We start from the raw sequence: 20,992 nt of genomic DNA, 5'->3' as shown, positions 1-20,992 counted from the left end.
CCTGACGGGCCCAGTTCAGCATTCTGCGCATTTCAGCCAATTTCAACCGCTCTCGGCCCCCGGACCCGAGCCAAAGCCCATCAATCCCCTGTCCGCGGGTGTTTACCACCTCTATTTCGCCCGCCAGCTGGCCTTTTTGCGCATCCGGTACACGAAGCCGATGACCTCCGCCACGGCCTTGTAATGGTCTTCCGGAACCAACTGGTCGATGTCGACGGTGGCATAAAGGGCGCGCGCGAGAGGCGGATTCTCGACAATCGGGATATCGTTTTCCTTGGCGACTTCCCGAATCTTAAGGGCGACCGCATCCGTTCCCTTGGCAAGGCACTGGGGTGCCCCCATGCCGTCCTCGTATTTCAGGGCGACGGCATAGTGCGTCGGGTTGGTCACCACGACCGTGGCCTGGGGCACGGCCGCCATCATGCGCTTGCGGCTGCGTTCCATGCGCAACTGCCGGATCTTGCCCTTGATCTGCGGGTCGCCTTCCGTCTGCTTGTATTCTTCCTTCACTTCGCGCAACGACATACGCTGCTTCTTGAACCACTTGTTGCGCTGATAAAGAAAATCCGCGCCTGCCACCACGGTCATCACCGCCAGAACGGCGGCCAACAACTGCAGAACCAGTATCCGCGCTTCTTCCAGCATCACCGTGGGGTCGGAAAAGATCATGACCTCGGCTTCTTCCTTGTGAGGCCACAGGACCGCCCCCATCAGCGCACCGACGATCGAAATTTTCGCCATGCCCTTGGCGAAGTTGACCAGACTGTCCGCCGAGAACAGCCTTTTGAAGCCGGAAAGCGGCGAGATCTTCGAAAGCTTCGGCTTGATCGTCTCCGCCGTGAACACCAGTTGATGCTGAACCAGGTTTCCGGCAACCGCCATCAGCACCAGGGCCAGCAGGGGCAAGCCGATAATCAGTGCGACCGACTGGCCCGTGTCCCGCCAAAGCGATTTCAGGGCGAGGCCGTCGACCGGGATCTGGTAGGCGTGCTCCAGGTAGCCTTTCATCAGGTTCCCCAGGGAAGACACGATGTCCGGCGAAAAAATACCGATCATCATCGTGGTTCCGGCAAGGGCGAACCAGGTGCTGACTTCCTGCGATTTGGGAACGTCCCCCTTGTCATGCGCTTCCTTCAAGCGCTTTTGCGTGGGGTCCTCGGTTTTCTCCGAATCGTCGGAATTGTCGGCCATAACGTACCCTTACCCTGCCGTGAACATGCCGAGCGCCGACTGGAAATGATCCATGTAGAAGGTCATCAACGCGCCCAGCAGAACCAGTAGAAGGGCCAGCCCGACAGCGATGTTCACGGGCATGGCGATAAAGAAGATCTGCATCTGCGGCATCAGCTTGTTGAGCAAGCCGAGGCCGAAATAAAACACGATGCCGACCACGATGAACGGTGCGGACATGCGCACCGCGACGGAAAACACATCGGCGACCGTCTGGGTCGCCATCGCGGCGAAATCCCCCAGCGGCAGCCAATGCCCCGGCGGGAACATCGCAAAACTGTCATGCAGCGCCGAAATCACCAGGTAGTGGCTGTTGGTGACGAAGACCAGGGTCACACCGAGAATGGACAGGTAGTTTCCGAACAGGGCGCCCTGCTGTCCGGCGTTGCTGATATCCGTGCCGAGCGCAAAGGCCATCCCGGACTGGCTGGCGATGATGACACCTGCCGTCTGCAGGGTAAAGGTCACCAGTTTCGCACAAAGGCCGACCGCGAAGCCGACGGCCAGCTCGCCGCCGAACAGGATCAGCAACTGCAACAGGTCGCCGGTCAGATTGCCCGGATAGGTCGGAGCCCCTGTCGGATAAAGGACGAGGGTCAGTGCCAGCGCGATACTGAGCCGGATCCGTGAGGGAATGGAGGACTCGCCCAGCGCCGGCATGATCATGATCATGGTGCCGAGACGGGCGAACATGAGCATGAAGACCGCTGCGATTTCCGGCAGAAAGGACAGCTGCAGCGTCATGCAACTCGCTCTAGGACGTTGTCAGGATCAGCTCGCCGATCCGCGCCATGAACGCGGCGAGTATCTGACCCATGAACGGCAAGGTGACCAGGAGAGTGACGAAAATCGCGAGAATTTTCGGAACGAAAACCAGCGTCATTTCCTGGATCTGCGTAAGCGCCTGAAACAGGGCAATGATCACACCCACAACAAGACCGACGATCATCACCGGGCCGGCTACCAGAATCATGGTCCAGACGCCTTCGCGGGCGATATCGAGCACCTCACCGCCGGTCATGTGGCCGTCCCCCTTCGTAAAGGTCTAATGGGCCTGTCAGATCGGCATCCGCATGATTTCTTCGTAAGCCGAAATCACCCGGTCCCGGACCGTTACCATCGTTTCAAGAGCTACTTCGGTTTCCGAGATTGCCGTGACCACGTCAACAACGTCTGTCCTGCCTTCCACAAGTCCGATGGATTTCTGGTCTGCCTCCCTGCCCTTGTCGACGACGGTTTCCACTGCGTTTTGAACCATTTGCCCGAAATTCGGGCTGTCGCGGTTCGGATTGAGGTCTTCCGTTCCCGCCGTGGCCTGTGCCAGCCGCGCTGCCATCTGATAGGCATTACTTGCAATGGTCGGTGTGGACATTGCGTTTCAATCCTTATGTTGAGTCGCTGATGGCTAGGGGTCGTCGACCCGGCTCATGCGCGCAGAATATCGATCGTCCTCTGCACCATCCGGCGGGTCGCCTGAATGACGTTGAGGTTCGCTTCGTAGGACCGTTGCGCCTGTCGCATGTCCACCGTCTCCACGAGCGTACTCACGTTCGGCCGGCGCACAAAACCCTGCTCATTGGCCGCCGGATGGCCCGGTTCGTAACGCTCGACGAAATCCGACTGGTCCTCGGCGATCCGGCCCATTTCGACCATCTCGGCGCCGATCTCCTTGTCGAAGTGACTCTTGAAGGTCGGAATCTTGCGCCGATAAGGGTCCTCGTCGGGCGTCCGACCGGTCGAATCGGCGTTAGCGATGTTTTCGGCGATGACCTGCATCCGGTTGTTCTGCGCCTTGAGGCCCGATGCCGAAATGAACAGTGATTTAATCAGATCCATTTGGGTTCTCCTGTTCGTTCATTCGGGTCATCCATTCTTGGAAAGCGCGGTGCGGATCAGCCCGAGGCTGCGGGAATAAATGGCGGAGGCCGCCTGAAAATCCATCTGGTTTTCCGCAACCTTCATCATCTGCTCTTCGAGGACGACGTTGTTACCGCTGGGCGTCACCTCGAACATGTCCTTCTCCTCGACCTTGCCGGAAGCGGGAGGACTCATGGCGCCGGTCAGATGCCCGGTTTCGGTCCGGACGGTTTGCAGTCCGAAATTCTCCCGACCAAGATGATCGGCGAAATCGTAATCCTTCAGTTCCTTGGCCTTGTACTCGGGCGTGTCCGCGTTCGCGACATTCTCTGCCAGCACCGACTGTCGGACCTGGTGCCATTGCATTTTCGATTTCAAAGCCTGAAACAGGGGCAGATCGGTTATGGCCATGCGAGTCACCATTTGTTAACGGATTAGGCAAACATTGCCGGTCAGAAGGTTAACGAAAGGTTAACGCAACACCCGCAACCCGCACCCGAAACAGCAGAAAACCGTGGAAGATCAGCGCCAGCCTTTGCAATTTGCAAGATTTAAGCCCCTCATAACGGGCAGAATTTGCCCACTTCTGTTAACTTTAAAAGAGTGAGGGATTCGATTGTGCGCGCTGCCGCGGAGGGCGAAAACGCGGTGGATCAATGCGACGGTCGGCAACAACAAGACTGCATGAGGAAGTGCGGCCGGTAGCAAAGGCCCGCTTGCGAGCCTTAATTCGAGGGAAGTATGTATACTTGGATTGAAAATACCTTTGGCTTCAGCGACGGGTTGGCGCGTGGTCTGGTCTTCGCAATGGCACTCGCGGTCGTCCTGGCCCTGTTTGCCCTGTTTGTCTTCATCATCAAGTGGTTGGCCGGAGCACGCAATCCGTCGGTTAGAAGCAGGCAGCCCCGGCTGGCCATCATGGACAGCGCCAGTGTCGACACCAGGCGCCGTCTCGTCCTGGTCCGACGCGATAACATCGAGCATCTGATCCTGATCGGCGGACCGAGCGACGTGGTCGTGGAACAGGGGATTGTCCGCGGCACGCCCCTTGCGGCCGGGCATGTTCGCCAGCAGCCGCATCTGACGAACGGAAATGCCCAGATGCCGAATATGGACGGCATGGCGGCATCCGTTTCCGCCCCCGTCGCAGCACCGGCCGGCGCTCCTTATCCGGAACCGGCAGCCCCCGTTCCTTCGCCAGCTGTCGCGACCGGTCCGGTCGAAGTTCCCCAGCGCAGTGCCCCCACCCCCAGCGCTCCGGCGACCAGTGCGCCTGTCCCTGCGTCCCCTCAGCCCACACCTTCGCAGGCTCCGGTTTCACCGGCACCCGCTTCCCCGGCTGCCGAAGCTGCCCCCCAGGCACCGGCTGCGAGAGCGGCAGCAAGCAGTGGCAGCGCCACCGTTTCCTCCTTACGCTCAAGGCTTGGCGACCTGACCAGGTCGACAGATTCGTCAGCCGCAAAACCCCAGACGCCGTCCTCCAGGGAACAGACTTCGCGGACTGGCGCCGCGGCCTCCGCATTCTCCAGGACCCTTTCCGCCATCAAACCGCAGGAAACCGGAAAGAAGGAAGAGGCGCGCGCGCCCGGACAACCGGAACGCCGGGAACCGCAGCCCCCTCAGGCCGCTGCGACGACAGCACCCGCAGCTCCCGCCCCTCAACCGCCCCGCGCCGCGGACCGGCCGGCAGCACCGGCCTCATCGGGTGAAACCCCGGCGACCGGCTTTGCCCGCACATTGGCCAAGCCATTGCAGAATCGTCCGACAGCACCAAGACCCGTCGGGTTGACAAGAGCGGTTACGCCCCCCTCCTCCGGTCCCGCTGCCAAGGCCCTGACCGCCTTTCCGAAAGGACCTCTGGAGGAACGCAAGGAACCGGTGATGGACGCCGAACCGGCACCGGCCGCGGAAAACACGCCTGAGGCCAGGGTTTCGCCGCCCCAACAGGGTTCGGAAACGAAGCCAGCCGACCCGCCCGTCAAGACGGAAGCGCCTGCGGTCGAAACACCGGCCGCTCCGGCTCAACCGGCAGAGGTGAAATCCGAACCGGCGTCATCTCCAACACCCTCCGACGAAGTATCTCCGGAAGCGCCTGCATTGGAACAGCCGGCCGCTCCGGAGGAAGTGGACAAGCCCGACCCCACGCGGGAGGCCAACAAGTCGGTAGACGCAGCAACGGAGACAGCCGCAACCGAGAAGGCTAAGACCAACGCGCCGGCAGCCGCAGAAGACGCCTCCTCCGTACAAAGCTCTGCTGCGGAAGAAACCGTGTCAGCGGAAGCCAGACCGGAAGCGGAAACGGGCGGAGAGCCTACCCCGAGCGCCGGCACGGCCGCAGACGACGGCAAGACGCCGGAGAGCGGCGTCCAGAAAACGCCGGCAGAGCTCCAGACTGCGGAGGCCCAAACGGCGGAAGCCGAGACAAAGGCCGCTGATCAGGACACCAAAGCGGAAGACAAGACACCGGAAAATGGACAACCGTCTCCGGACGCCGGGGCCAATCCCATCGAGGATGAAATGGCTAAGCTTCTGGATGAAATCCACGGAAACCAAAAAGCATGATCCCCCGTTTCGGCCGTCCGTCCCGGCGGCTGACGCTTTTATTGCTCCTTTTGGGCTTACCGGTACTCGCCTTGTTCGCCGGACCGGCCATCGCGCAGGACATTACGGTCGGGTTCGGAGCCGATTCCAGCCTGACGGAGCGGGCCGTCCAGCTGATCGCCCTGCTGACCGTCCTTTCGCTCGCGCCGTCGATCCTCGTCATGGTGACGAGTTTTACCCGGATCGTCGTCGTCCTCTCGCTGCTGCGCTCTGCGATCGGCCTGCAGACGGCACCGCCAAACATGGTGATGGTCAGCCTGGCACTGTTCCTCAGCGCCTTCATCATGGCCCCGACCCTGCAGACGGCCTATAACGAAGGCGTTGAACCGCTCGTCAACGGCGATATCGAATTCAACCAGGCGTTCGAACGCGGCTCGGCGCCCTTCCGGACCTTCATGCTTACCCAGGTGCGCGAACAGGACCTGAGCCTGTTCCAGGAGCTCTCGGGCCAACCCGCGCCGCAGACGCCTGACGATCTGGCCATGAGCACGCTCATACCGGCCTTCATGATCAGTGAATTGCGCCGGGCTTTCGAAATCGGATTCCTGCTCTATCTGCCGTTTCTGATCATCGATCTGGTGATCGCGTCGGTGCTCATGTCGATGGGCATGATGATGCTGCCGCCTGTGGTGATCTCACTGCCGTTCAAGCTGATCTTCTTCGTGCTGGTGGACGGCTGGAACCTGGTGGCCGGATCACTGGTCAAGAGTTTCGGTGCGGGATAGACGAAGACCCCGGGCTTTCTTGCCCTGACGGCCTAACCGGTGGGGGCTGTCGCTGCGACCTGATCGCCGTTGTTTTTCTGCGGCGTCATGTACTGGCGCCGGTATTCGTCCAGGAAGGTTTCAAGCGTATCGGTATCGGCCAGCTTGTTGGCGACCTCAAGGAATTCCACGCCCTGCGCATCGATCGGTCGCGTGACCACTTCGAAGGCCGAGGCCTCGGGGCTGTCGGCCATTTTGGCAATATATTTGGTCTGCAGACGGTTGAGGCTGAGCTGGTCGCTGGCCAGCGAATAGGCAATGCCGGCCCGCAGGATATCCCGCCGCTCGGTCTGGTCGAGCGGAATCGTGTCGGACCAGCGCGATCCGTGCATGGCTTCCAGCTGTTCGCCGGCTTCACGCCAGCTTTGCGCCGCCCAGAAAGTGTCGGCGCGCAGACGGTCGACGTCGCTGCCGCGCATGTTGCGCACCAGTTCCAGAGCCAGGTCCGGGCGTCCGCTGGCCGTGAGCGCCCGCGCCTCGACGATGTTCCGCTGACGCTCCAGCGTGGAGGGAAGGCTCGCCTGCCGGGTCAGGTTGAGAACCCGCAACGCTTCCTCCGGCTTGCGATCCGCCAGGTAAAGGGCCGAAAGGTCCGCTGCGATCTGCGCGCGGGCCGCCCCTTTCAGGCGATTGTCCACCTGATGGCGCAGAAGGCCGATGGCCTGATCCAGAAGATCGACCTCCACCAGCCGTTTTGCCAGCAGACGGACCATTTCGTCGCCCTGGCGGCCGATGGGGGTCATTTCGCGGAAGTCGTAATACAGCGCGAGCGCCTTTACCGAATCCATTTCGTCCGCCTTGCCGTCCAGGAAAAGCGATGCGAACAACCCGTTCATCTCCTCCTGCAGCAGCCGGGTCGTATCGGAATCCGGATTTGCCTGTACCGCGGACTTCATGGCCTCGAAGGCCTCCCGGTAGTTTCCTTTTTCCGCATAAAGCTGCGACAGGAACCGAAGGGTCTTGAGTTCGATTTCATCTCCGCGCCAGGACGTGGCGAGCCCGGCGAGCTGATCGATCGCCTGGTCGATATCGATATCCCCGTCCCGGTACCGGATCCGCAGGGCCCGGTACTCGGCTTCCGCTCCACGCGGCCGGTCTTCGGACTTCGCGACGAAATCGAAGGCCGAGAGCGCTTCCTGGGACCGGCCCGAGGCATCCGCAACGCGGCCACGCAGAATATCGTAACGCGCAGCCTGCGAACTGGTCACATCGCTGGGCTCGATTTCCGCCAGAACCGAGTTCGCGACACCGAAGTCATTCGCCTCGACCATGGCCTGCGCCGCCGCAAGATTGAACTCCGCCTGAATGGTCTTTGGATAGTTGCCGACAACAGCCCTCCCGCGGGGCACGGCGATCCGCGCTTCGGTCCACTCGTTCAGTGCGACCGCGACAATGGTTTGCCACACGGCGGCGTCCGGACTGTTTTTCAAGTCCGGCCGGTTCAGATGTTCGTAGGCATCCTTGAAGTGATGCGCCATGGTTTGTGCCGCACCCATCATGAGGTTATAGGAGCTGTCCTGGGCCAGCGCCGGATCCTCTTCGATGGCAAGGCGCATGAGGCCGAGCGCCTCCTGGGCGAACTGGTGCGCCAGATAAAACCGGGCGAGGTCCATCAGCGCCTTCCGCCGCTGCCCTTTCGGCGTCTTGCTCAAATTGTCCTGAAGGGTGCGCAAACGCTCGGCGTAAGTCGCCGGACCTTCCGTCGTCAGCGACACAAATTCCACATATCCCGGCTCGTTCGGATCGACGATGGAATTGAATGCCCCCGTGCCCCCGCGCAGATGACGGTTGGACAGGGAAAGACCGCCCGGCTTCTCGATAATCACATCATCGCCGAGCAGCTTCATGCTGACACCGTCGGAACGCGACACGAGAGCAACGCCCTGCGCCGAACTTAAAACTTCGAGGTCGACGAATTTCTGCGGCTTGAGCAGTCCCCGCGGCGGCCCGAAGCCGGTTACGATGGAGATCTTGTCGCCCACGAACGGATCGTCGATCTCACGGATGTTCTGCGGGTCCTTGTAGAGAACCCGGAGGACGGACCCGCCGTCGCCGCGGACGTTACGCTCCATCTTCAGCGGGATGGACGGCTCCAGGATCATGTCTCCGATGACAAGGCTCCAGGCATTGCCATCCAGCCCGACCGTCGCCAGCACGGGATCGTTCATGTCCATGCGCAGGATCTGATAGCCGTCGCGCTGTTCCACTTCGATGTTGGAGGCCGTATCGGCCAAGGCCGAAACCATACCCCTTATGTCGATGGTCGCATCCGTATCGAAAACCATCCAGATACTGTTGTTGCGCCGGAAAACGGCACTGGAAACCGGCTCCACGAAGGGAAACACGACCCGGACCGTCTTGCCGATACGCCGCGCTTCTGCGGCAACGAAATTGCGCACTTCTTCAGCGAAATCATCGGGCGGCGTTTCCGGGGAATTGGGGATCTCCTCACCGCCCTTCGCTCGCCAGACACTCCCGCTGCCCGGCCTGTCGTTGAGCACAACCGCGGGGGGAACGGTCCCATCATTGTTTGCATTCGGCCCCGCGGGAACGACCTCAACCGGTTGCGGCGCCGCCATTTCCAGTTGGTCAGCCCCCTCCGGCCGGCCCGCCGCTTCTGGGTCGGCAGCGGGCTGGGATACGGCTGCCGGTTCGGCTTCCTCTGGCTGGGCCGGGCTTGCATCCGCAACAGCCGGTGCCGGCTCCGACGCTCCCTCCGGTGCGTCGGCAGGCGCATTTTCAACCGGCTGCGAAGCCGGCATGTCTCCGGTCTGCGGAGCAGGCGGTTCCGGTGCCGAAGCGCCGTCCGCCGCCTGTGAGGCGGTATCGGCCATCGCCGTATCCGTCGCCTTGGCAGGCTTCGGCTTCGGCGTTACCGGGACCGGTTCCGCCGAGGCTTCAGAGGCAGGTTTTGCCGCGGCATCGTCGGTTCCCGAACTGGCCGCATCCTGCGTTTCCTGAACCGGAACTGGGGCTGCCGGATCGTTGCTGGTGGTTTCGTTGTTCGGAGGAACTGGCGTTGAAGGCACCGTCTCCGCCGGCGGAGACGGTGCGGATGGCTCGTTTGCGGTCTCTCCCGGCACCGCATTGAAAGGGACCATCGCCAGCGCGGTTTCATCCTGAACCGGCCCGGTCGGTGCGTCTGCAGGCACCATCACTTCCGCGGATGTTTCCGGCCCGGAGGCCGCTTCCGTGTTGCGGACGCCGGGCGCAGTAATCATTTGCTGGCCCGTGCCGCCGGTACCGGCATTCAGTTCCGCATTGATCTGCTCATTGGCCGGATCCCGCGGCACCATCCGTTCCGGCGTCACGTCGATGACATAGGTCTGGTCTTCCCGAAAGGCGCGGATATCAACCGACGGATCGACCCGCATCAGGAACTTCAGCTTGCCCTTGTCCAGGAAAGACGTGGCATCCACGACCCCTTGAGGCAAATGCGCGCGCAGGTCGGACACGTCGAGCTGGGCGGGATGGTTGAACGTAACCTTGACGATATCGTCCTCGCGTACGAAGGCGGTATCGAAGCGCACCGTCCAGTCGAACACCAGCCGGGTAAACGTCGGATGCTCGCCGATGTGCAGGGTGACCTGAGGCCCCTCCTTCACTTTCAGCCGGGCCTGCTCCAGTGCGCGGACCTTGCGCATGGCCTCTTCCGCGCGCTTGGCAAGCTCGCGCACGACGTCATCCGGGAGTCCCGGCGGAAGGCCCTGCCAGTTGGCCGGCAGAATGTCGACGAACAGCTTTTCCCCCGCCTCCAGCGTGTTGATCTGGAACTGACCTTTCAGGGCAAAACGGATCGCGCTGCCGTCCGGGTCTCGGCGGGCAATGGTGATGTAATCGCTGAGATCGAGCGGCACATCGTCGACGTTGATATCGATCGGGTCTTCGAAGGAAATCCGCAACACGCCGCCGGTGATGACCGCATCGTAAACCGGCAGAAGGGTCCGGTCCTTGAAGGTCAGGACCATGCGGCCATACCCTTCCTTCGGCTGAACCTGCAGATCCACCGGCTCCAGGGACTGCGCCCGGGCGGCCGGGGAAACGATGAGCTGAACCGGCATCGCAAATGCACACAGGAACGCAGACATCAGGCAGATTGCCAGACGTCTAGAGCGCTGAGGTTTCCCTCGCGTCTTACCGCGTTTCCATATGTGCTTCAGCACGGGGTTTTTCCTTCGGATGCCACCTGTTTTTACGTTATTTTGGCCGTATTAACGCGGCCTTACGCTGACTGCCGAAAAGCGCCGATTCGACTAGTTTGAGCGGATTTTCGGCAATTCGGCCTGCATCTGCTTCGTTTCCGAGACCGGTTCATCCGTACTAGTCGCGATGGCGACGGTCAGGCGCTCCGCCGCTTCCGCGGACATTTTGCCGAGAATATCCGCCATTTTGCGCGGTTTCATCTGACGCACGACTTTCAGCAATACCGGCATGCTCAGACGGTCAAAAATGCGCGCAGCATCCTTTGGCTTCATGCTCTCATACATGGTCACGAGGCCCGCGATCTCGCTTTCATCCTGCTTGCGCTTTTCCTCAACCGCCCCCTCGATTCGCTTCTCAAGCTTCTTAAGCTCTTCAACGCGCTTTTGGATGCGTTCCTCCGTCGCCTGCAGGAGTTTTTCCCTGAGATCGAGCTGTCCTTGCTGGTTCTCGAGATCCTGCCGGCGTTTTCCGAGGCTTTCCAGGACGGCGCGCTCCGCCGCCGATCCGCCGATTTCCAGCGATTCAGGCAACACCGGCACGTCCCCGGGTGACGCATTTCCGTCCGGCGGCGCTTCGCCGGCGTTGCCACCTGCACCGTCGGCCGGGGCGGAGGCCGGCATGGAGACCGTCGCTTCACCGCCGGGCGGCGTCCCTTGCGGCGTTTCCGGCGCCGGCTGCTGGCCGGGCGTCGCTTCCTGAGCGACGGCCCCCTCGATCGGAACCACATTGGCTGCCGGGCCGATCACCAGGCCAAGCAGCTTCAGCGCCAAGAGGGCGCTGGCGGAGATTCCAACCAAAGGGAGCAGGCGGATGTTCATGCAGCAGAGCCCCCGGACCGCCTGCGGAACTGCTCCAGCCGGGCCGTCGCCTCCGCTGCGGCGCTGCGGATATCGTCCGCTCGCGGTGCGCGGCCCCGCGGAGCCGGCTCATGCATGGTCGGAGCGGCCATTTGCGGCATATGCGCAGGCATCGGACCCGGCTGCGGCGCAGGCGCATAGGCCTCCCGCTGCACGGAAGACCTGCTGGCCGCCTCGGCGATCTGACTGATGCGGGTAAAGACTTCCTCACCCTTCACGACCTGGGCCGCAAGTGCGTTTGACATTTTCTCAGCCTGGCTCAAACGGTTTCCCAGGGACTTGTCGGCTTCGCTCGCCGTCGCCTTCAGTCCGAGGATGGCACGCTCGGCAATTTCAGTTGCCGTCATCAACTCGGAGATTGTCGCCCTCAGGGTTTCTTCATCGGCACGTAATCTCTGCAGCCGCGAGTTCAAGATCCAGCAATACGCAATGGTTACCAAAAGCAGAATCGCAACCAGGCCTTCTATGATCATTCCGACTGGCGGGGTGCTCATGGTACCTCCATCTCGTTTTGCATGGCGCGCTCGAAAGCGGCCAGGGTCATTTTGGGTTTGCGAAGGTTCTTGGCGACTCGAATCGCAATCGAATCATCGACTTTTCCAAGCGTTCCTTCGGTCAGCGGAACATTGCCGCATTTTATCGTGACCGGGTCCGCCGGGTCGACGTCGAAAACCAATGTTTGCCCAACATCCAGACTGAGAACACGCCCGAGCGGCAGATATGTCTCGTAAAGCACCGCGTCCACTTCGACTTCCGCAGAGTGAATTTCCGTTGCGAGGTGTCCTTCCCAGATCGGATCGCGGCCGAACTTCTCCCCCATGAACATCTGGAGCAGCAGATCGCGAATCGGCTCCAGCGTCGCATAGGGCATCATGATCTCGACGGTGCCGCCGCGATCTTCCATGTCGATCCGCAGTTCGACCAGGATGGCGGCGTTCGCCGGACGCGAAATCGCCGCGAACCTCGGATTGGTTTCAAGCCGTTCGAGGTTGAAATGAACCGGCGACAACGGCGCGAAGGCCTGCTCCGCATCCTGCAGGATCAGCGCCACCATCTGTTGCACGAGGTTGGTTTCGATGGTGGTGTAGGGCCGTCCTTCAACGCGCACGGCACTCGTTCCGCGGCCACCACCCAGAAGCACGTCGATGATCGAGTAGATCAGGCTCGATTCCACCGTGACCATCCCGAAGCCGTCCCATTCCTCGGCTTTGAAGACGCCGAGAATGGCCGGCAGCGGAATGGAATTCAGGTAATCGCCGAACCGTACCGAGCTGATGGAATCGAGCGACACTTCAACGTTGTCAGACGTGAAGTTTCTCAACGAAGTGGTCGTCAGGCGAACGAGCCTGTCGAACACGATTTCGAGCATCGGCAGGCGTTCGTAGGACACCATCGCCGAGTTGATCAGGGCGCGAATACCGCTCTGATCGCCGGCAATCGTATCCTCGATGTTGAAGCCGAGGAGGTTATCGATTTCTTCCTGGTTGAGGACACGGTCGGCGCCGCGGGTCGCATTTTCCAGGTCAGGCTCGCTGTCGTCGATCATGGCCGCCCATTGCGCAGCCATGTCGTCGGAGCTACCCGCTCCCTGTTCCTCGAGCGCGGCCCCCCAGGCGGCGGCTAGGTCGTCATCGTCACTGCCGCCTGCGCCCTGTTCGGCAAGTGCCGCCCCCCAGGCATCAGCCATGTCCTCTTCGGACAGATCGTCGTCTTCATCAGCCATTTCGCACCATCACTGGACGAGGATCTCCTTGAACAGGACCCCGTCGACATGAGCCGGATATACGGACAGATTGATGCGCCTGAGCAATTCTTCCTTCAGACGGAACAAACCGGCGGATCCTTCTAGATCCGCGGGACGGAGCTCTCGCAGATAAATCTGGAAAGCATCGAGAATTCGGGGCAGATACGGCTGGATCTGATCGATCATCGCCCGGTTTTCGACCTCCAGGGCAATACGTACCTTCAGATACGTGGTCCGCCCCTCGGTCGCCAGGTTCACGGTCATCTCCGGCAGATCGTAAAACACCACCGGCTTCTGGGCTTCCTGCTCCGCCTGCGGCAGGCCGGAGGCCGCTTGCCTGGGCACACTATCTCCCGACATGAAGAAGAAGTACCCGCCCGCACCTGCGGCCAAAAGCACGACGACACCGATACCACCGAACAGGATCAGCTTTTTCTTGCCGCCACCGGATGCCGCTTCGGCGCCCTCTTCGTCGTCGGCCTGGGCATTTTCGTCGGCCATACAGCTCCCCGAGTCCTCAACACGCTCACGCGCGTTATAAGTTTCTAAAGAGTTAATGGTTAACGAGTGGTTACCAAAAGGTTAACGGCCGCAACCCGGCAAAAATTGCCAATTGGTTAATTTCTGCCGGAAACCTTTACCGGGTAAGCCGGGCACATTTATATTTTTTCTATATTTTTCAATAACTTGTATTTTGGCACACTCCCTGCAGTTAGGTAAACGGACCGACGTTCTGGGGAGTTCGAAGGTCCACCGGGGAGCAAAGGGAACTGTTAATATGGAGAATGCGCAGCTTATTGCCCTGTCGCGCCAGTCCGCTTTGCGGAATCAGCTCGACGTGGTCGCCAACAACATGGCGAACATCAACACGACAGGGTTCAAGTCGCAGAGAATGCTGTTCGAGGAGTTCATTATGCCCGTCGCCGAGGCGACGGAGCTTCAACACCCGGACCGCGATCTTTCTTACGTTCACGACTATGGCACGCTGACCAACTTCGAAGCCGGCAGCATCAAGATGACCGGTAACGACCTTGACATTGCCGTCAAGGGAGACGGCTTTTTCGTTGTCCAGTTGGCCGACGGCACCGAAGCCTACACACGCAACGGAGCCTTCCATCTGGACAACACCGGACGCCTCGTCACGTCCGAAGGCCGCCCGGTTCTGACCGAAGGCGGCCCCGTCTCCTTCACGCAGCAGGACGGCAAGATCGAAATTGCCGCGGACGGAACGATTTCGACCGAACAGGGAAACAGGGGCGCGATCCGGCTGGTCAATTTCGAAAACCCGCAGGAACTCGTCCAGGTCGGAGATTCGCTGTTCACGGGCGAAGCGCCCCTGCAGATGACCAACGGAAAAGTCATCCAGGGCGCCATTGAGCAATCGAACGTACAGGGTGTTGAGGAGATCAGCCGGGTAATCGAGATCACCCGTGCCTATGAAACCATCAGCAAGCTGATGAAAGACACGGACGACCTGCGCCAGAACGCAATCTCCACCCTTGGCCGACTTGAAGCCTGATAACGCCGGAGGACTATCCAAATGAAGGCACTGCATATCGCGGCCACCGGCATGAAGGCTCAGGAGCTGAATGTCGAGGTCATATCGAACAACGTGGCCAACATGCGCACGACCGGCTACAAGCGCCAGCGTGCGGATTTCCAGGATCTGCTTTACCAGAACCTGCGCCGCATGGGCGCGGAAACCTCGGACGCAGGCACGATCGTCCCGACCGGCGTTCAGGTCGGATCCGGCGTGAAGACCGCGGCAACCGCCCGCATCATGTCGCAAGGCTCCCTGGAAGAGACCAACAAGGAACTGGACGTCGCGATCCGCGGCGAAGGATTTTTCCAGATCCAGCTGCCGGACGGAACGACGGCTTACACCCGCGACGGCTCGTTTGAACGCGACGCGGACGGTACGCTGGTGACCGTAGACGGCTACAGCGTCCTGCCGGAGATCACCATCCCCGACGATTCCCGTGACATCACCATTTCCGCAGACGGCAATGTCCAGGTGATCGACGGCGCCGGTGCCACCGTGAATCTGGGCCAGATCGAACTTGCCCGCTTCGTGAACAAGTCGGGGCTTGAAGCCATCGGCGACAACCTGTTTCTGGAAACCGAAGCCAGCGGACAGCCTCAGACCGACACCCCCGGAAACGACGGGTTCGGCGATCTGCAGCAGAACTTCCTGGAAATGGCGAATGTGGACGCGGTGACCGAAATCGCCGATCTGATCGCCGCTCAGCGCGCCTACGAAATGAACTCGCGCATTATCCAGGCGGCCGATGAAATGTACTCCACCACCTCCAACCTCCGGTAGGGAGTAACGACAATGATCCGCGCTTTCGCCCTCGCCGGGCTCGCCATCGGAACCCTGCTCTGGTCCTTGCCGACCTCTGCGGCCGAGGCTCCGGTCCTGCAGCCGGAGGTCCATACGCTTTCGGATATCGTCACGATCGGCGATTTCTACCGCAACGCCGGAGACTACGCCGGTATTCCGCTGTTCCGCTCGCCGGATATGGGTACGTCGGGCGATGTGCCGGCAGAGCAAGTGGCCAAACGGGCCAAGGCCGCCGGCCTCATCGCCGCCGGCACCAACGGACTGACCAAGGTCGTCGTTTACCGCCGGGCGGAAACCATCGGCCAGAGGGAACTGAAAACCATCGTGGCCAAGGCACTTACCGAACGGGACGCCTCCTTGTCCGAGGGAGATCTCGACATCACCCTGTTTCAGGCGCCCTCGGCCGTCCATGCCGACCCCAGTGCCGAAAACCCCTTCAGTGTGGATCAGGTTCTGTGGTCCCGGACCGACGGGCATTTCACCATACGGCTGAACGTCTCGGGTCTTGGCGGCGTCCATCCGCTAAGCCTGACCGGCGTGGCCCGCGAAATGGTGGAAGTCTCGGCCCTGATCCAGCCGCTCAGCCGCGGCGCAATCGTCAGGCCGGAAGATCTGACGACCGTCCGGCTGGCCCGCGGCAGCGTTCCGGCACGGGCACTCACCGACACGGATGAGATCCTGGGTTTGGCCGCCCGCTCGAACCTGCGTGCCAATTCCCCGCTGACGCGGAACGATTTCGAACGTCCGACGGTCATTCCCCGCGGCGAAAAGGTGACCATCATCTACCAGCTCCCGGGCATGAAACTCACAACCCGCGGACAGGCTCTGGAAGATGGCGCCGCCGGCGATGTGATCGACATCATGAACCTTCAATCCCGGCGGAAAATCTCCGCCACGGTCATCTCCGGCGGGCAGGTCAGGGTCGAACCGTCCGTGCCCGTCGCCAGCCTCAATGAAAGGGCGCAGCAATGATTTCGAAATCGAGATTCGCGCTTCTCGCCAGCTGCGCGCTCGCGGCTGCGGCAGGTGGCTGCGGCGCAGCGGACAGGCTGTCCCAGATCGGCCAGCCGCCGGCACTGAATGCCATCCAGGACCCGACGACAACGGCAGGCTATCGCCCGGTGCAGATGCCGATGCCGGAGCCCCAGCAGGCTCACTACAATCCGAATTCGCTCTGGCGGTCGGGCAACCGGGCCTTCTTCGAGGATCAGCGCGCGAAACAGGTCGGAGACATTCTGACCGTCGTCGTGACGATCAAGGACAAGGCCCAGTTCGACAACACCACCGAGCGCTCTCGCGAGGATTCCAGTTCCACCGGGGCCGGCGGCGCACTCGGCAACGCGATCGATACGATCTTCTTGCCCGCAGGCGACAACGCGTCCGATCTGGCAAGCGTGGACAGCTCCTCCGACTTCACCGGGAAAGGCAAGGTCGACCGCGAGGAAACGCTGGAAACAGCCGTTGCCGCCGTGGTTCTCCAGGTGCTGCCCAACGGCAATCTCGTGATCGAGGGACGCCAGGAGGTCCGTGTGAATTTCGAGGTTCGCGAACTCGTCGTGGCCGGTATCGTACGCCCGGAGGATATCTCTTCGGAAAACACGATCGTCAGCGAGAAAATCGCCGAGGCACGGATCGGATATGGAGGCCGCGGCCAGATCACCGATGTCCAGCAGCCCCGTTACGGCAGCCAGGTCATGGATGTGCTGCTGCCGTTCTGATCACTCCGGACAATCTCCATCGAATATGGAAACAAGCTCCCCCGGCGGTCGGGACAGGTGTTCTAGAAGCCTGATCTGACCGCTGACAACGGGCACGGTGCGTCGCTCCCCGAGCACCGTGCCCGTTTTCTTTTCAGCCGCCGGCCGAATCCCGATACCGCCGAAACAAAAAAGCTCCCCCGAACCGGAGGAGCCTTTGTCAGTTTCGAATGGAGGAAACGACTGGTTTCCGGAATGGTTCAGTCGTCCCGGTAAACCTTCTCGCGCCGCTCATGGGCTTCCTGCGCTTCAATCGACAGGGTCGCGATCGGCCGGGCCTCCAGCCGCCGCAAACTGATCGGCTCTCCGGTTTCTTCGCAATAGCCGTAGCTCCCGTCCGAAATCCGCTCCAACGCCGCGTCGATTTTCGAGATCAGCTTGCGCTGGCGATCCCTGGCGCGCAGCTCAATCGAGCGATCGGTCTCCGAAGAGGCCCGGTCGGCGAAATCGGGATGGTTCTGGCTTTCCTCCTGAAGGTTGGTGAGCGTTTCCTTGCTCTCCTTCAGGATGTCGTCTTTCCACGCAAGCAGCTTGTTCTTGAAATATTCCCGCTGCCTGTCATTCATGAACGGCTCGTTTTCCGATGGTCGATATTCAGACTCAAGTTCAACCGTCATCGATAGCTCCGGATTACCGTTAGGTCGCGGGCAATATATCCTCGACCTTGTAAACCGACAACGGTGCATTTTTTAAAAATAACAACGTAAAAAACATTGTTTGGTCAATTGTTTAGGAAAATTGAGGCTTTTAACAGGCTAACCTAGCGTCAATGCCGCCCGCACTCAGTCGGGGAATCGGCCGAGCTTCGCAAGCTCCACCTTGACCCTGAGTTCAATCTCGTCGAGGACCGAATCGATGTCCGGATCGCCGCTTGTTTCCCGCTCCGAAACCTCTTTCGCAAGCCCTTCCAGGCGCTCCTCGGAAACATGCCCGGCAAGCAGATCGGTCCGTATCAACTCAAGCCCGTCCAGAAGTGCGTGCCCGCGCCGGGCCGCCCTGGATTTCCGGTCAGGTTTCTCGCCCACTTCCTGCAACGCCAGGAGGGCATCCATCCCCTGGATCGTGGAGCCGCCCGAAAGCGCGCTTGTCTGAGGAGCCTCGTCACCGAGTTCAGGCGTAAAGGCACCGCTGTTCGACGACGTGCCCTTCTTGGCGCCGCGCCCCTGCACCCCGGATAATGGCTTGTTTCCTGTAATGCGCATCTTTCCAACTCAGCTTTCAGCCGACCGCGTCACCCCGTTACCGATAGGGCCCGTGGGAATTTGCCGACACAGGGTAATTGAGTCCGGGCGCACTCGGCAATATTTGCCCGCAACTTCACACCGTTCATTTTAGCACAAATACAATTCGCCCGCTGTCCACCTCCAAAACTTAAGGAAATCCGCCCACTCTGGCCACTGAACAGATCGACTTCGCCTGCTTTTGAAAACTGGCACGACATTCGCAACAACAGTTTCGAAACCGGCCAGGCGACCTACGGAACATTCTGCGGGACAGCCAGCGGGCCAGACGGACCGAAGAAAAAGACGCCGTTCAAGTCATGCGGTGAGAATGAGCGAACGAAAAACGATGAAACTGTTCACGAGACTCTGTTTTCTGCTCTTTGGCCTTGCAGTCTTTTCCGCTCAGGCGTCAGCGGCTTCGCGTATCAAGGATATCGCCGATTTCGAAGGCATCCGCGAGAACCAGCTGATCGGCTACGGTCTCGTTGTCGGTCTCAACGGCACCGGCGACACGCTGCGCAATGCACCGTTCACCCGGCAAAGTCTGCAGGCGATGCTGGAACGCCTCGGCGTCAATACCCGTGATGTCGACCTGAATACCAATACGGTTGCCGCGGTCATGGTCACGGCAAACCTGCCGCCCTTCGCGACACAGGGTACCCGCATCGACGTGAGCGTAAGTGCGCTGGGCAACTCAGAGTCCCTGCAGGGCGGAACCCTTCTGGTAACGCCGCTGGTCGGTGCGGACGGCGAAGTTTATGCGATCGCGCAAGGGTCGGTCGCGATCGGCGGTTTCTCTGCGCAGGGCGATGCAGCATCCGTTGTGCGCGGCGTCCCGACGTCAGGACGGATCGCCAACGGCGGTCTTGTTGAGCGCGAGCTTGAGTTCAAACTGGCCTCCCTGACCACCCTGAGGCTTGCGCTGCGCAATCCGGACCTCACCACGGCCCGGCGCGTGGCTCTCTCCATCAACGAACTGATCGGCCTGCCGACGGCAGAGCCTCTCGACCCGGGTACGGTCCGCGTCGACCTGCCCAGGGATTACGACGGCAATATCGTCGACCTTCTGACCGATATCGAGCAGTTGCTCGTCGAGCCGGACCTCGCCGCCCGCGTCGTGATCGATGAAAACTCCGGCATCATCGTCATGGGTCAGGACGTCAAGGTCTCGACCGTTGCCGTGGCCCAGGGCAATCTGACGGTCACGATTTCCGAAACGCCGCAGGTATCGCAACCCCAGCCCTTCTCCGACGGCGCGACCGTGGTGGTGCCGCGCTCCCAGGTCGAGGTCAACACCGACGCCGACGCCAAGCTTGCGATCGTGTCCGAGACGGTCACTCTCAAGCAGCTGGTCGACGGACTGAACGCCCTGGGCATCGGTCCGCGGGACATGATCTCCATCCTTCAGGCGATCAAGGCCGCCGGCGCACTCCAGGCAGAAATCGAGGTGCTGTGATGATGTTTGATCCGGCAAAGACCATGACCACACCCGTCAATCCGCTTTCGGTTCTGGCGGGAGCGGACACCTCGGACAAGTCCAGGATCCGCGACACCGCGGAAGGCTTCGAGGCGACGTTTCTCAACAACATGCTCCAGTCCATGTTCACCGGCCTGGAAGAAGGCGGCACCTGGGGCAGTGGCGATGGCGCCGAAGCCTGGCGCGGCATGCTGATCAACGAATACGCGCAGTCGATTTCCAAAAGCGGCGGCATCGGAATTGCCGACGCCGTGGAACGCGAACTTTTGGCACTTCAGGAGGCCAGCCAATGAATGCCCAGACTGAACCGGCAAAATTGCCCTTTTCGGTAGAACGTCCCACCAGCCCGGTCGAGGCGGAGCAGTTCTGCAATGCCCTCACCCGGACAATGGACGAACTCCTGAGCCTGATCGAAACCGAGACGGAGCTGGTAAGAGGCGGCAAACTGAGGGACGCAAGCACCCTCCAGCCGGAAAAGGCGCGTCTTATCCACGAATACACCCGCGGAATGATGTCGGCCAAGGATCACGCGGTTGCCCTCGGCAACATGGCCCCGGCGGCCACCCAGACCCTGCGCCGCAAGCATGCCGAGTTCCAGCCGGTGTTGCGCATCAACCTGGCCGTCCTGTCCACGGCGCGCGAAGTGGCAAGCGATATCGTTTCGACGGTTGCAAAGGCCGTCGGTGCCCAGCAACCGAACAGGACCACCACATACGGTCCGACCGGCGGATCTCCGACCGGTCCGCAATCGGCCCATGGCATCGCGATCAACCGCTCGCTTTGACCGCGGCTCGAAGCCGGTAGCGCCAGGCCAGTAACAGTCTTCTGTAACCAGTGAAAAGAAAAGGCGCCGAGGCGCCTCAGACTGCTGACAAACCCCTGGCGTTAGCCGGGGGTTTTTGATTCACTGTTTTGATGTTGAAGAAGCCCGGCCC

General features: G+C 61.0%; 22 protein-coding genes. 9 read left to right on the top strand and 13 right to left on the bottom strand.

Going from position 1 to position 20,992, the window contains the following annotated elements; genetic code table 11:
* Window positions 1-111 precede the first annotated feature (111 nt).
* The 6 genes from flhB to flgB are packed head-to-tail and all read right to left on the bottom strand — an operon-like array spanning window position 112 to window position 3,498.
* Window positions 112-1,191, bottom strand: a complete 1,080-nt coding sequence (flhB, locus tag ACN0SO_RS19755) for a flagellar biosynthesis protein FlhB (RefSeq protein ID WP_417680448.1) — start codon at window positions 1,189-1,191, stop codon at window positions 112-114.
* A gap of 9 nt (window positions 1,192-1,200) precedes the next feature.
* A complete protein-coding gene (fliR, locus tag ACN0SO_RS19750) occupies window positions 1,201-1,974 on the bottom strand; it encodes a flagellar biosynthetic protein FliR (protein WP_417680447.1) in 774 nt (257 codons plus the stop codon).
* Window positions 1,975-1,984: 10 nt separating this feature from the next.
* The gene (fliQ, locus tag ACN0SO_RS19745; protein WP_417680446.1) at window positions 1,985-2,251 is read right to left on the bottom strand and encodes a flagellar biosynthesis protein FliQ; all 267 of its coding nucleotides are present in this window, start codon (window positions 2,249-2,251) and stop codon (window positions 1,985-1,987) included.
* A gap of 36 nt (window positions 2,252-2,287) precedes the next feature.
* Complete coding sequence (locus tag ACN0SO_RS19740) at window positions 2,288-2,602, bottom strand: flagellar hook-basal body complex protein FliE (protein WP_417680445.1); 315 nt, start codon at window positions 2,600-2,602, stop codon at window positions 2,288-2,290.
* 53 nt (window positions 2,603-2,655) lie between these two features.
* Window positions 2,656-3,066 carry a flagellar basal body rod protein FlgC gene (gene flgC / locus ACN0SO_RS19735; protein ID WP_417680444.1) on the bottom strand — a complete coding sequence of 137 codons (411 nt, stop codon included), beginning with the start codon at window positions 3,064-3,066 and terminating at the stop codon, window positions 2,656-2,658.
* Window positions 3,067-3,093: 27 nt separating this feature from the next.
* Window positions 3,094-3,498, bottom strand: a complete 405-nt coding sequence (flgB, locus tag ACN0SO_RS19730; RefSeq protein ID WP_417680443.1) for a flagellar basal body rod protein FlgB — start codon at window positions 3,496-3,498, stop codon at window positions 3,094-3,096.
* A gap of 330 nt (window positions 3,499-3,828) precedes the next feature.
* Here flgB and ACN0SO_RS19725 point away from each other — a divergent pair, with 330 nt between their 5' ends.
* Window positions 3,829-5,649, top strand: a complete 1,821-nt coding sequence (locus ACN0SO_RS19725) for a hypothetical protein (RefSeq protein WP_417680442.1) — start codon at window positions 3,829-3,831, stop codon at window positions 5,647-5,649.
* Complete coding sequence (gene fliP, locus ACN0SO_RS19720; protein ID WP_417680441.1) at window positions 5,646-6,413, top strand: flagellar type III secretion system pore protein FliP; 768 nt, start codon at window positions 5,646-5,648, stop codon at window positions 6,411-6,413. Before ACN0SO_RS19725 ends, fliP begins: the two co-directional genes overlap by 4 nt.
* 32 nt (window positions 6,414-6,445) lie before the next feature.
* On the opposite strand, the gene ACN0SO_RS19715 is transcribed toward fliP, so the two are convergent.
* The 5 genes from ACN0SO_RS19715 to fliL form a co-directional block, all read right to left on the bottom strand.
* The gene (locus ACN0SO_RS19715; protein WP_417680440.1) at window positions 6,446-10,540 is read right to left on the bottom strand and encodes a hypothetical protein; all 4,095 of its coding nucleotides are present in this window, start codon (window positions 10,538-10,540) and stop codon (window positions 6,446-6,448) included.
* 165 nt (window positions 10,541-10,705) lie between these two features.
* Complete coding sequence (locus ACN0SO_RS19710; protein ID WP_417680439.1) at window positions 10,706-11,473, bottom strand: hypothetical protein; 768 nt, start codon at window positions 11,471-11,473, stop codon at window positions 10,706-10,708.
* Entirely contained in the window at window positions 11,470-12,006 is a 537-nt protein-coding gene (locus tag ACN0SO_RS19705; RefSeq protein ID WP_417680438.1) for a DUF6468 domain-containing protein, read from the bottom strand. Before ACN0SO_RS19705 ends, ACN0SO_RS19710 begins: the two co-directional genes overlap by 4 nt.
* Window positions 12,003-13,235 (bottom strand): flagellar motor switch protein FliM, encoded by a 1,233-nt coding sequence (fliM, locus tag ACN0SO_RS19700; protein ID WP_417680437.1) that lies wholly within the window; start codon window positions 13,233-13,235, stop codon window positions 12,003-12,005. Before fliM ends, ACN0SO_RS19705 begins: the two co-directional genes overlap by 4 nt.
* Before the next feature lie 9 nt (window positions 13,236-13,244).
* Window positions 13,245-13,757 (bottom strand): flagellar basal body-associated protein FliL, encoded by a 513-nt coding sequence (gene fliL / locus ACN0SO_RS19695; RefSeq protein ID WP_417680436.1) that lies wholly within the window; start codon window positions 13,755-13,757, stop codon window positions 13,245-13,247.
* Window positions 13,758-14,034: 277 nt separating this feature from the next.
* Here fliL and flgF point away from each other — a divergent pair, with 277 nt between their 5' ends.
* Genes flgF through flgH form a run of 4 tightly spaced genes read left to right on the top strand, consistent with a single transcriptional unit; the run spans window position 14,035 to window position 17,318 of the window.
* Window positions 14,035-14,775 (top strand): flagellar basal-body rod protein FlgF, encoded by a 741-nt coding sequence (gene flgF / locus ACN0SO_RS19690; RefSeq protein ID WP_417680435.1) that lies wholly within the window; start codon window positions 14,035-14,037, stop codon window positions 14,773-14,775.
* Window positions 14,776-14,796: 21 nt separating this feature from the next.
* On the top strand, window positions 14,797-15,579 hold the full coding sequence (gene flgG, locus ACN0SO_RS19685; RefSeq protein ID WP_346894580.1) for a flagellar basal-body rod protein FlgG: 783 nt from the start codon (window positions 14,797-14,799) through the stop codon (window positions 15,577-15,579).
* A gap of 12 nt (window positions 15,580-15,591) precedes the next feature.
* On the top strand, window positions 15,592-16,572 hold the full coding sequence (flgA, locus tag ACN0SO_RS19680; protein WP_417680434.1) for a flagellar basal body P-ring formation chaperone FlgA: 981 nt from the start codon (window positions 15,592-15,594) through the stop codon (window positions 16,570-16,572).
* Window positions 16,569-17,318, top strand: a complete 750-nt coding sequence (gene flgH / locus ACN0SO_RS19675; RefSeq protein WP_417680433.1) for a flagellar basal body L-ring protein FlgH — start codon at window positions 16,569-16,571, stop codon at window positions 17,316-17,318. The genes flgA and flgH overlap by 4 nt, the downstream gene beginning before the upstream one ends.
* A 239-nt stretch (window positions 17,319-17,557) precedes the next feature.
* On the opposite strand, the gene dksA is transcribed toward flgH, so the two are convergent.
* The gene (gene dksA / locus ACN0SO_RS19670; protein ID WP_346894574.1) at window positions 17,558-17,974 is read right to left on the bottom strand and encodes an RNA polymerase-binding protein DksA; all 417 of its coding nucleotides are present in this window, start codon (window positions 17,972-17,974) and stop codon (window positions 17,558-17,560) included.
* A 165-nt stretch (window positions 17,975-18,139) separates the two neighbouring features.
* Window positions 18,140-18,559, bottom strand: coding sequence for a flagellar assembly protein FliX (locus ACN0SO_RS19665; RefSeq protein ID WP_417680432.1), 420 nt, complete (start codon window positions 18,557-18,559; stop codon window positions 18,140-18,142).
* Between the two features lie 349 nt (window positions 18,560-18,908).
* Between ACN0SO_RS19665 and ACN0SO_RS19660 the strand changes: the two genes are divergently transcribed.
* Genes ACN0SO_RS19660 through ACN0SO_RS19650 form a run of 3 tightly spaced genes read left to right on the top strand, consistent with a single transcriptional unit; the run spans window position 18,909 to window position 20,841 of the window.
* Window positions 18,909-20,036 carry a flagellar basal body P-ring protein FlgI gene (locus tag ACN0SO_RS19660; protein WP_417680431.1) on the top strand — a complete coding sequence of 376 codons (1,128 nt, stop codon included), beginning with the start codon at window positions 18,909-18,911 and terminating at the stop codon, window positions 20,034-20,036.
* Entirely contained in the window at window positions 20,036-20,350 is a 315-nt protein-coding gene (locus ACN0SO_RS19655) for a rod-binding protein (RefSeq protein WP_417680430.1), read from the top strand. Before ACN0SO_RS19660 ends, ACN0SO_RS19655 begins: the two co-directional genes overlap by 1 nt.
* The gene (locus ACN0SO_RS19650; RefSeq protein ID WP_417680429.1) at window positions 20,347-20,841 is read left to right on the top strand and encodes a flagellar protein FlgN; all 495 of its coding nucleotides are present in this window, start codon (window positions 20,347-20,349) and stop codon (window positions 20,839-20,841) included. The genes ACN0SO_RS19655 and ACN0SO_RS19650 overlap by 4 nt, the downstream gene beginning before the upstream one ends.
* Window positions 20,842-20,992 lie beyond the last annotated feature (151 nt).

The sequence above is a fragment of the Roseibium sp. genome (genome assembly GCF_048260565.1).
Taxonomy (GTDB): domain Bacteria; phylum Pseudomonadota; class Alphaproteobacteria; order Rhizobiales; family Stappiaceae; genus Roseibium.
Note: the sequence above shows the minus strand (reverse complement) of the source record. Positions and strands in the feature narration are given on the sequence as shown.